Origin of the sequence: Streptomyces sp. adm13(2018), from assembly GCF_008042145.1 — a bacterium.
In the GTDB taxonomy this organism is placed as follows: Bacteria; Actinomycetota; Actinomycetes; order Streptomycetales; family Streptomycetaceae; genus Streptomyces.
Map to the genome: position 1 here is coordinate 26,319 of NZ_RDBH01000141.1, position 8,392 is coordinate 34,710.

8 protein-coding genes and 1 pseudogene are annotated in these 8,392 nt (G+C 72.1%); 5 read left to right on the forward strand and 4 right to left on the reverse strand.

All coding sequences use genetic code 11. From position 1 onward, the window contains the following. Positions 1 to 21 precede the first annotated feature (21 nt). The 3 genes from EAO70_RS28040 to EAO70_RS28050 form a co-directional block, all read right to left on the reverse strand. Entirely contained in the window at positions 22 to 2,238 is a 2,217-nt protein-coding gene (locus tag EAO70_RS28040; RefSeq protein ID WP_148005693.1) for an FG-GAP repeat domain-containing protein, read from the reverse strand. A 153-nt stretch (positions 2,239 to 2,391) separates the two neighbouring features. Further along, positions 2,392 to 2,898: a mycothiol transferase gene (locus EAO70_RS28045; RefSeq protein ID WP_148006554.1), complete on the reverse strand. Its 507-nt coding sequence runs from the start codon at positions 2,896 to 2,898 to the stop codon at positions 2,392 to 2,394. A gap of 106 nt (positions 2,899 to 3,004) precedes the next feature. Beyond that, positions 3,005 to 3,406: a DUF1992 domain-containing protein gene (locus EAO70_RS28050; RefSeq protein ID WP_148005694.1), complete on the reverse strand. Its 402-nt coding sequence runs from the start codon at positions 3,404 to 3,406 to the stop codon at positions 3,005 to 3,007. Positions 3,407 to 3,481: 75 nt separating this feature from the next. Between EAO70_RS28050 and EAO70_RS28055 the strand changes: the two are divergent. Next, a pseudogene (locus EAO70_RS28055) lies at positions 3,482 to 3,583 on the forward strand (M23 family peptidase); the annotation flags it as partial. Positions 3,584 to 3,743: 160 nt separating this feature from the next. Here the strand turns inward: EAO70_RS28055 and EAO70_RS28060 are convergent. Further along, positions 3,744 to 3,947, reverse strand: coding sequence for a cold-shock protein (locus tag EAO70_RS28060; RefSeq protein ID WP_015035453.1), 204 nt, complete (start codon positions 3,945 to 3,947; stop codon positions 3,744 to 3,746). Between the two features lie 261 nt (positions 3,948 to 4,208). Here EAO70_RS28060 and EAO70_RS28065 point away from each other — a divergent pair, with 261 nt between their 5' ends. The 4 genes from EAO70_RS28065 to EAO70_RS28080 all read left to right on the forward strand — a co-directional run bounded on the left by EAO70_RS28065 (position 4,209) and on the right by EAO70_RS28080 (position 8,269). Further along, complete coding sequence (locus tag EAO70_RS28065) at positions 4,209 to 5,081, forward strand: menaquinone biosynthetic enzyme MqnA/MqnD family protein (RefSeq protein WP_148005695.1); 873 nt, start codon at positions 4,209 to 4,211, stop codon at positions 5,079 to 5,081. A gap of 217 nt (positions 5,082 to 5,298) precedes the next feature. Next, positions 5,299 to 6,498 carry a cyclic dehypoxanthinyl futalosine synthase gene (gene mqnC, locus EAO70_RS28070; protein ID WP_148005696.1) on the forward strand — a complete coding sequence of 400 codons (1,200 nt, stop codon included), beginning with the start codon at positions 5,299 to 5,301 and terminating at the stop codon, positions 6,496 to 6,498. Positions 6,499 to 6,505: 7 nt separating this feature from the next. Beyond that, on the forward strand, positions 6,506 to 7,105 hold the full coding sequence (locus EAO70_RS28075; protein ID WP_148005697.1) for an imidazolonepropionase-like domain-containing protein: 600 nt from the start codon (positions 6,506 to 6,508) through the stop codon (positions 7,103 to 7,105). Between the two features lie 468 nt (positions 7,106 to 7,573). After that, positions 7,574 to 8,269, forward strand: coding sequence for a demethylmenaquinone methyltransferase (locus EAO70_RS28080; RefSeq protein WP_148005698.1), 696 nt, complete (start codon positions 7,574 to 7,576; stop codon positions 8,267 to 8,269). Positions 8,270 to 8,392 lie beyond the last annotated feature (123 nt).

An 8,392-nucleotide genomic window follows, 5' to 3' on the forward strand; every position in this document is an offset into this window, starting at 1 on the left:
GCCCCCGGCCGCCCCCGCCCGTCAGACGATCGGGTGGCGGGGCGTCGGCGTCGCCGGGTAGACGGAGCTCGACTCGCGCGCGGCGAGCGGGGCCGCCGCCACGCCCGTGCCCCGGTAGACGAACGAGCCGCCCTTGCCGTACGCGAACAGGTCATTGCGCCCGTCGCGGTCCACGTCGCCCATGCCCACGAGGTGGGTGTACGCGCCCCAGCCCGCGCCGACCCTGACCCGGGCCGAGAACGAGGTGGCGGTGGCGCCCTGGTGGAGCCAGAGGACACCGGCGGTGTCGCGGGCCAGGAGGTCGCCCTGCGGCGTACCGGCGATGTCGCCGACGGCGGTGATCTGGTTGTAGTCCCCCCAACCCGCGCCGACCCGGGTGCGGGTCCGGAACGGGGCCGACGCGTTGCCCGTGCCCTGGTAGGTCCAGAGGACGCCGGCGGTGTCGGTGGCGAGGAGGTCGGACCAGCCGTCCCCGTTGAGGTCGCTGCCGCCGGTGATCTTGTTGTAGGTGTTCCAGCCCGAGCCGACCCGGGTGCGGCCGGCGAAGGTGCCGTCGCCCTTCCCCAGGTACAGCCAGAGGACACCGGCCGTGTCACGGGCGACGAGGTCGCCGGAGGCGGCGCCGGCGACGTTGCCGACGGCCTCGATCTGGTCGTACGTGTTCCACCCGGAGCCGATGAGCTTGCTCTCCAGCGACCAGTAGTCGGAGGAGGACCCCGTCTTCCTGACCTCGTCGCGCCACAGCCGGCCGGAGGCGTCGCGGGACAGCAGGTCCGGGGCGCCGTTGTCGTCGTAGTCGTGCAGGCCGGCCTTGCGGGTCACCTTGAACGCGCCCGTCTTCCGGAGGACCGGGCCGATCCCGTTGAGCGGCTCGGCCTCCAGCTCCCAGACGTAGTCGCCGTTCGGGGCGAGGGCGCCGTCGGTGAGGGTGCCGCGCCAGTCGAAGGCGAGGGTGCCGGTGTTGCCGAAGGGGAACTCCGTGGTCCTGCCGGTGCGGACGTGGCGCAGGGTGACCTTGCCGGCCGCGTTCTCGCGGGACAGCTGCCAGGAGAGCGCCGTCGAGCCGCCGTTCCGGTCGAGGTCGACGGTGGCCGGGACGTTCGTGTTCGTCAGGGCCAGGGCGGTGGGGGCGTCGGTGCTCGCCACCAGGGTGGCGACGGGTCGGCCGTCGGCGCCGGGGGAGATCCGGTAGATGCCCTCGCCCTGCGCGACGGTGCCGCCGCGCGCGTAGAGGTCGCCGTTGGGCGCGGTGGCCGAACTGGACACGTGGTCGAGCAGCTTGACCGTGGTCCGGGGGTCGGCCAGGGAGCGCGCGGTGAGCGGGAAGAGGGCCGAGCGGAGCGGGGCGGTGCCGCCGTTGAGCTCGGCGGTCGTCACCCAGTCGCCGACGAGGTTGACGTCTACGTCGGAGCCGGTCGCCGCCGTGCCGAGGTCCGTGACGACCGGGTCGACGTCGACGCCGCGGACGGCCGTGAGCAACTGGACGCGGTTGGCGTCGGTCCGCTCGATCCAGGCCAGCCGGGTGGGGGAGAGGAAGGCGTCGGTGGCGGCCCGCTCCGAGTGGATCTCCCGGGGCGCCTCCACCGTCTGCCCGGTCGCGGTGTCGACGGCGACGAGATACGACAGCCGCTCGGCGCCGGTGCCGGTGGAGTACTGGAGCAGCGCGACGCCGGGGGTGGAGGCCCAGACGCGGCCGAGGCGGGCGTTGCCGGGGATGACGGTGACGTCGCGGGTGGTGTTCCGGCTCACCAGGTTCACGTCGAGCACGCCGGTGTCCTCGTCGGTGCGCGCCATGACCAGGGTCTCGCCGACGGCGCCGAAGAGCCGGTAGCGCTGGTCGTTGTGGGAGACGCCGTACCGGACGCCGCCGGTGCTGTTCATGTCGTTCAGCCAGTAGACGACCTCTGTCGCCTTGTTGGAGAAGACGGTGTCGGACTGGGCGCCGAAGTAGCTGGTGCGGGGCTCGGCGAGGGACTTGGTGACCCCGTCGGCGTACCTCGTCCAGCTGTACTGGGCGCCGGACGGGTAGACGGCGCGGGTGAGGAAGCCGGTCGGCCCGGCGCTGAGTATCTCGCTGGGGTGGGGCAGGACGGTGACGTCGGCCGCCTGCGCGGGCGCCTGGACGGCGGCGACCGGCGCGGCGCCGGCGGGCGCGGCCGTCAGCGCGCCTCCCGCGGTGACCGCGAGGACGACGGTGACGGCGGCGACGAGCCGCCGGGACGGGTGGGCGTGGTTCACAGAGGGCTCCCCCAGAGGTACGGGCGCGGTGGATCATCCACCGTGCCCGTAACCAGACTCACGAGGGGGCCGAACGGTTGTACGCCCTTCGCAGGAGGGCGAGTTGCTCGACCGGGGCTGTCCGGCTTTCGCCGACGCCGCTCCCCGGGGGCGCTACCGCCGCTCCACCACGCCCCGTACGAACGCCGCCTGTCCCGCGTGCTGCAGGTCCTCCGCGATCACCGACACCAGGCGGGCGCCGAGCGTGACCGGGGGGTCCCAGGCGGTGTCGACGATCCGGTCCAGGTCCGCGTTCGTCACCGGGCGGACCAGGCCGAGGGTCCGCGCGTGGACCGCGTCGTAGTGGGCGAGCAGCAGGTCCGCCGGGGCGCGCACCCGGCCCACCTCGGCGCTCGACTGGCCGTAGCCGGTCGCCCCCTTGCCGAAGGGCAGCCCGAAGCGGTCGCGCCAGCCGTCCGCGTCCCACAGCTGGTCCGTGTCGAAGGCGCCCGCGAGGTGATCGTCCTGGACACGGGTGAGGTGCCAGACGAGCCAGGCGATCGAGTTGGCGTCCGGATCGATCCGGACGGCGAGCTGGTCCTCGGTGAGGCCCTCGACGGCCTCGTGGACGGCCTCCTGGATCCGGCCGAACGAGTCGACCAGCAGACCGGCGCTGTTCAGATGGGACATCAGGAACTCCTCTCGACGCGGGGCGCCGCTCGGCGGAGGGCGCGGCGCGTCCAGCACAGCAGACGCGACGGGCACGGCGGGCTCGCCGCGCAGGGAGCTACGCGCTCCGCTGCGCCCGCCACCGTTCGACCGTCGTCTCGACGTCGAACGGCTTGAGGTTCAGTGGCGGTCCGGCCGGCGGCCGGAGCAGTGCCTCGCCGATCCGGGTGTTGATCTCCCCGAGGATCCGGCGGACCTGGCTCTCCGAGACGGCGGCGGCCACCTCCGCCTCCGCGTCCTCCGCGGCCTTGCGCAGGGCCAGCGACGGCGGCAGGACGGACGCGCCCTCGCGGTGCATCTTCCCCTTGATCCACCACAGTTCGTCGTAGGGCGCCGCATCGTCGGGCAGGGGCTTCCCGAACCCCGACAGACTGCTGAACTCACCACGCTCCGACGCCTCGCGGATCTGCTTGTCCACGAACGACTCGAAGCTGACTCCCGGCGGTTTGCGTTCGGTCATGTGTCCAGACTACGTAAGCCGCGCGGCGCGGGGGTGGTCATCGCCGTCGACTGCGGGACGCGATCTTCCGGCACCGGGAAGAACGGCTGCGGGGCGTACGCCTGCGCGTACTACCTGTCCCGCCGGGGCAACGACGAGGCCCGCGACGGCAACGGGGCCGTCATCCCGAACTGCTGACCGCCCCGCGGGCGGCCCCGGAGACACGGGGACGCCCGCGGGCCCGGAAAGGCCCGAGCCCGAAAGGGACCCAAAGGGCAGGAGCCCCGCTCGTGCCGAGGCACGGAGCGGGGCTCCTTGGGTACTGCTCTAGTCGTGCGTGTTCGCCGACCCAGGCACCTTAGGCCGGGGAGACGTTCTCCGCCTGCGGGCCCTTCGGGCCCTGCGTGACGTCGAAGGTCACGAGCTGGTTCTCCTCGAGCGAACGGAAGCCGTTCGCGTTGATCGCGGAGTAGTGGACGAAGACATCCGGGCCGCCGCCGTCCTGGGCGATGAAGCCGAAGCCCTTTTCAGCGTTGAACCACTTCACGGTTCCGGTAGCCATGAGCCCTCCTATGGGCCAAAGGGTCGCCCTGCTCCAGAACCTGCAAACAAGTCTGAAAACTACAAAAGCCTGCGGGTCACATGCTCCGCAGGCTCTGTACTGCAAGGGAAACCAAACTGCAACTTGCGCTGAGCGTAGCACGCAGGTCGCCCGGGACGGTAGAGGGAAAGATCACTTCACTCGCATGTTTGATCTCGCTCCGTGTGCTGACGCGCGTGCCCCGGCGATGCCCACGGTACGAGACGGGTCTAGCCTCACGATGTGGACAATGCAACCGACGACCAGCAGCGCAGCCGGCCCCGCGTCGGGCACATCCAGTTCCTGAACTGCCTCCCTCTCTACTGGGGCCTCGCCAGGACCGGAACGCTCCTCGACCTCGAGCTGACCAAGGACACCCCCGAGAAGCTCAGCGAGCGCCTCGTCCGGGGCGACCTGGACATCGGCCCCATCACCCTCGTCGAGTACCTCCGCAACGCGTCCGACCTGGTCGCGCTCCCCGACATCGCCGTCGGCTGCGACGGGCCCGTGATGTCCTGCGTGATCGTCTCGCAGCGGCCCCTGGAGGAGCTGGACGGCGCCCGCGTCGCGCTCGGCTCCACCTCGCGCACCTCCGTACGCCTCGCCCAGCTGCTCCTCGCCGAGCGGTACGGGGTGGCGCCGGACTACTACACCTGCCCCCCTGACCTGGGGCTGATGATGCAGGAGGCCGAGGCGGCCGTCCTCATCGGCGACGCCGCGCTCCGGGCCTCGCTGCACGACGCGCCCCGGCTCGGCCTCCAGGTCCACGACCTCGGCCTCATGTGGAAGGACTGGACGGGCCTCCCGTTCGTCTTCGCCGTGTGGGCGGCGCGCAAGGACTACCTGGCGCGCGAGCCGGAGACCGTCCACGAGGTGCACCAGGCGTTCCTCGCCTCCCGCGACCTCTCCCTGGAGGAGGTCGCCAAGGTCGCCGAGCAGGCCGCCCGCTGGGAGACCTTCGACGCCGAACTCCTGGAGCGGTACTTCCGTACGCTCGACTTCCGCTTCGGCGCCGAGCAACTCGCCGGAGTGCGCGAGTTCGCCCGCCGCACCGGCCCCACGACCGGCTTCCCGGCGGACGTCACCGTCGAACTGCTGCCACCGGCGAGGGATTAGCCGGGAAGCCCCTTCCGGGTTCCCATTCGGCCTCCCCGAATTCGCCGTCCCGTCTCCTTTCGGCAATTCACCCCGATATCCCCGTCCGAACCCCCGGCCGCAGCGTCCCCCATGCCGCCGCATTGCCGCCGCGCGCCCGCACACCACCCGACGGAAGCCGCGAGGAGCGCTGGCGTACGCTGGTTCGGTCGACAGAACCCCTCCGAAAGGGACACCGGTGACCGAGAAGGCCGAACTCCAGTCTGTTCTCGACCGCGCTGCCGCGGGTGGCCGGATCACCCCCGAAGAGGCGCTCGACCTCTACCGCTCGGCGCCCCTGCACGCCCTCGGCTCCGCCGCCGACGCCGTGCGCCGCCGCCGGTACGCGGGGACCGAGCACATCGCGACGTACATCATCGAGCGGAACATCAACTACACGAACGTCTGCGTGACGGCGTGCAAGTTCTGCGCCTTCTACGCCGCCCCCAAGGACACCAAGAAGGGCTGGACCCGCGACCTCGACGACATCCTGCGCCGCTGCGCGGAGACCGTGGAGCTCGGCGGCACCCAGATCATGTTCCAGGGCGGCCACCACCCGGACTTCGGCGTCGAGTACTACGAGGAGCACTTCTCGGCGATCAAGGCCGCGTTCCCGCAGCTGGTCATCCACTCCCTCGGCGCGTCCGAGGTCGAGCACATGGCCCGGATCAGCGGAGTGCCCGTCGAGGAGGCCATCACCCGCATCCACGCGGCCGGCCTCGACTCCTTCGCGGGAGCCGGCGCCGAGCTGCTGCCGGAGCGGCCGCGCAAGGCCATCGCCCCGCTCAAGGAGAGCGGCGAGCGCTGGCTGGAGATCATGGAGATCGCGCACGGCCTCGGGGTCGAGTCGACGTCCACCATGCTCATGGGCACCGGCGAGACCAACGCCGAGCGGATCGAGCACCTGCGGATGATCCGCGACGTGCAGGACCGGACGGGCGGCTTCCGGGCCTTCATCCCGTACACGTACCAGCCCGAGAACAACCACCTCAAGGGCCGCACGCAGGCGACGCTCCTGGAGTACCTGCGGATGATCGCCATCGGCCGGCTGTTCCTCGACAACGTCGCCCACATCCAGGGCTCGTGGCTCACCACCGGCAAGGAGATCGGCCAGCTCACCCTGCACTACGGTGCGGACGACCTCGGCTCGATCATGCTGGAGGAGAACGTCGTCTCCTCCGCCGGCGCCAAGCACCGCTCCAACCTGCGCGAGATGATCGACATGATCCGCACCGCGGACCGCGTCCCGGCGCAGCGCACCACCACGTACGAGCACATCGTCGTCCACGACGACCCGGCGAACGACCCGGTCGACGAGCGCGTCGCCTCCCACATCTCGTCCGTCGCGATCGAGGGCGGCACGGCGCACCCCGAGCTGAAGCTCCTCGACGCCCGCTGACGCCCCCGTGCTGACCATCCACGTCGCCGAGGCGACGCCCGAGACGGCGGTCCTGGTCGACGCCGACCGGATCGCCGCCGTCGGCCCGTTCGACGACCTGGCCGCCGTCCGGCCCGAGGCCCGGGTGCGCCGGTGGCCCGGCATCCTCACCCCGGGGCTGCTCAACCCCTTCGCGCCCGAGCTCCTCGAAGGCATGTACCACCCGGACCCCCGGGAGGCGGAGGGCTTCGGCACCGAGCCGATCACCGGTGAGCGGGCGCAGCGGATCTTCCGCATGGACGCGTCCCGCCGGGGCGCCTCGGCGCGCCGAGGCGTGCAGCGGCTCCTCGCCCACGGGACGGTCGCGGTCGCGGGCGACCTCCGCGGCCAGGCGGCGGCGGACGCCGTGCGCCGGGCGGGCCTGGCGGCGGGCCGCCGCCCGGAGAAGCTCCCGGGCAGCCCCTCCTTCTCACCTGCGCCGCTGATCCTGCTGCCCGGCCCGGAACCGGGCGGCCCGGCCCGCTTCGCCGTCTTCGACGTGCCGGACCGGGCGGCCCTGGTCCGCCTCGGCCCGTCGACCTGCGTCGCGACCGTGATCGGCGGACGGCTGGTCCACCGGGCCCGCTGAGCCTTCTCCAGGGACGCTTCGCACCTGCCGAACGGGTTCAGCGGGTCCTCCGAGGGGTCCAGCGGCGCCGGAGTCTCCAGCGGATCCGCGTCCGCGGCCCGCACCAGCTCCAGGAAGCGCGGGTCGCGGGCCACGGCGGACAGGTCGCCCACCGTCAACGGCGTCGGGAAGGCATTTCCCGGCCCCGCGTAGACGGAGAGCTGGATCCGGCTCTTGCGGTACTGGTACAGGACGGTCGACTCACGGACGGGACCGGTCCTCGGCCCCCGGCCCCGTCTCCGGTTCCACGCTCACCCCCACATCCCCTCCCACGGGTCTCGTCTCGGTCGACACTGCCATCCCACCCCTGCTCCCCTCGGTCCCGGACAGCGCTTCCGAAGCGCGCATCCGACCGTCCTTGAGCACCCCCGGGTCCGAAAGGTCGAAGCGGTACGGGAGGAGATTCGGGCGGCTGCTTGAATGGGTCCCGTGACCCGAGCCAACCTGGACAAGAAGCCGCACGAAGTCGCCTCGATGTTCGACGACGTGGCGGCCAACTACGACCTCACCAACGACGTGCTCTCGCTCGGCCAGGACCGGCGCTGGCGCAAGGAGGTCGCCAAGGCCGTCGACGCCCGCCCCGCACAGCGGATCCTCGACCTCGCGGCGGGCACGGCCACGTCCTCGCAGCCCTTCGCCCGCGCCGGGGCGTACGTCGTGCCCTGCGACTTCTCCCTGGGGATGCTGCGGGTCGGCAAGAAGAACCACCCGTGGATGCCGTTCACGGCGGGCGACGGGACGAAGCTGCCGTTCCGCGACGACGTGTTCGACGCCGTCACGATCTCCTTCGGGCTGCGGAACATCCAGGACACCGAGCAGGCGCTGCGCGAGCTGTACCGGGTGACGAAGCCCGGCGGGCGGGTCGTCATCAGCGAGTTCTCGCACGCCACCTGGGCGCCGTTCCGCACGGTGTACGAGGAGTACCTGATGCGCGCGCTGCCGCCGGTGGCCCGCGCCGTCTCCTCGAACCCGGACGCGTACGTGTACCTGGCCGAGTCCATCCGGTCCTGGCCCGACCAGCCGACCCTCGCGGGCCTGCTCCAGAAGGCCGGCTGGTCGAAGGTGGCCTGGCGGAACCTGAGCGGCGGGATCGTCGCCCTGCACCGGGGCTTCAAGCCCGCCTGACCCGCCGCCGCGCGCCGAGGCCGGCACGGGGGCCGTCCACGGACGACCACCGAACCGGCCCGCCCGGTCCGCCTCCGCCGAGTCCGCCCACCTCCGCCCGGCTCACCCGGCCCTCCTTCGGCC